3 protein-coding genes are annotated in these 1,776 nt (G+C 34.5%); all 3 read left to right on the forward strand.

Annotated elements, in window-relative coordinates:
- Positions 1-259: GNAT family N-acetyltransferase (locus V7659_RS31135; RefSeq protein WP_335543855.1), on the forward strand; the 259-nt coding region annotated here is incomplete at its 5' end.
- Between the two features lie 92 nt (positions 260-351).
- Positions 352-801, forward strand: coding sequence for a DinB family protein (locus V7659_RS31140; protein ID WP_335543856.1), 450 nt, complete (start codon positions 352-354; stop codon positions 799-801).
- A 375-nt stretch (positions 802-1,176) separates the two neighbouring features.
- A partial coding sequence (locus V7659_RS31145) for a glutamine synthetase beta-grasp domain-containing protein (protein ID WP_335543857.1) occupies positions 1,177-1,776 on the forward strand: 600 nt, incomplete at its 3' end.

The following is a 1,776-nucleotide window of genomic DNA, read 5'->3' on the forward strand; positions in this document are numbered from 1 at the left end:
TTATAAAGGTGTTCCCGCTGGTTCAGTAGAAGTAATAATTGCGGAAGATGCAGCCGAAATTGATGGTTTAGTGGTAGATGAAAACTTTCAGAAAAAAGGGATTGGCAGCAGGCTGCAAAAATTTGTTATGGAGAAATTTTTAGATAAGACCATCATCTTAGTAGCGGATGGTGAAGACACTCCAAGGGAAATGTACAGGAAACAAAACTATGAGTATCTAGGATTTAAATATCATGCACATAAAGTTTATGAAGACTAGTTCTATCTTTTTATTGAGAGAAGGATGAGAGTTTATCTATTTGCATAAAAAAACTTTAGTTGAATATTGATTTTATACATGGAGGTGTACACATGGAAACAATCCGAAATATGTTTGAACATTTACATTGGTCTAATCAAAGAATTCTTGAAACCTTGCAAAATACGGAAAGCGAGAATGAACAAATAAACAGGCTATTCTCACATATCCTTCTAGCTGAACAGGTGTGGTTGACTAGGTTAAAAGGATCAGACAGTTCAAATTTGCCAATCTGGGCAGAGGTTAGTTTAAAGGCTTGTGCTGAAATGGCTAATCGTAATAATCAATATTTTAAAAAATTCCTATCGAGTTTAACTGACCCTGCTCTCGAACAAATCGTGACGTACAGAAATAGTAAAGGCATTGAGTTTAATAATTCGGTTAGGGACATATTGACCCATGTTGCACTACATGGTCAATATCACCGAGGTCAGATCAATCAACTTTTAAGGGCAAATGGTTCCGAGCCTGTTATTTTAGACTATATTATCTTTAAGAGATAGATATTGGATTAAAAAAGGGGATCGGTGTCAGGCACCATGAATATAAACAGTAGATTAATAGGTTGGTTGAATTCGAAACAGTTATTAGGGATCACTCTAACAGCTGTTTTTTCTTTTGGCTAAAAAGAGATGACCTGTATTGGTTATTAAATAAAAAATATACATATTTTTGCATAAAAATTAATACGAGGTTAGCCAGATAGTTTGAGAATATTAGGTTTAATCAGGTATATTATGAAAACGCTTACTAAAATATCAGAATAAATATTCAAAAAATTTACTAAAAAGGATTGTCAAACTATTCTTTTTTTATTATAATCATTTTATATTAATTGATGTAATAAAATATAACATGAAATTGCGAGGTAAAGTGACATGACAAAAACATTAATTTCAAACGCTCCAGGAGCTGCCACTACTCTTGAACAAATTAAAGAAATAATCAACGAAAAAAGTGTTGAACTTTTACACTTGCAATTTGTCGATATCGAAGGGATCCTAAAGCACGTTACAGTAACAATTGAACAATTGGAAGATGTCGTAGAAGGTAAAATGATGTTTGATGGTTCTTCGATTAAAGGTTTCTCACCTATTAATAAATCAGATCTTTATTTACAACCAGATTTAGCTACCTTTGCTGTTCTTCCTTGGACAGTTGAAAACGGATATTCGGAAGCTAGATTCCTATGTTCTGTAAAGAACCCAGACGGATCCTTGTTTGAAGGAGACACAAGAAATGTTCTAAAGAAAACGGTGGATCGTGCCGCTGAACATGGGTACACGATTTCAGTGGGTCCAGAGTTAGAATTTTTCCTATTTAAAACAGATGAAAATGGTTATGCAACACAAGAACTTGGTGATAAAGCCGGCTATTTCGAGCCATCTCCACATGACCTTGGTGAGCGCGTTCGTTTAGAAATTTACCGTGCCTTAAAAGCAATGGGCTTCACAATTGAGGCTTCTCACCATGAAGTA

It is taken from the genome of Neobacillus drentensis (assembly GCF_036966985.1).
Classification (GTDB): Bacteria; Bacillota; Bacilli; order Bacillales; family Cytobacillaceae; genus Neobacillus; species Neobacillus drentensis_E.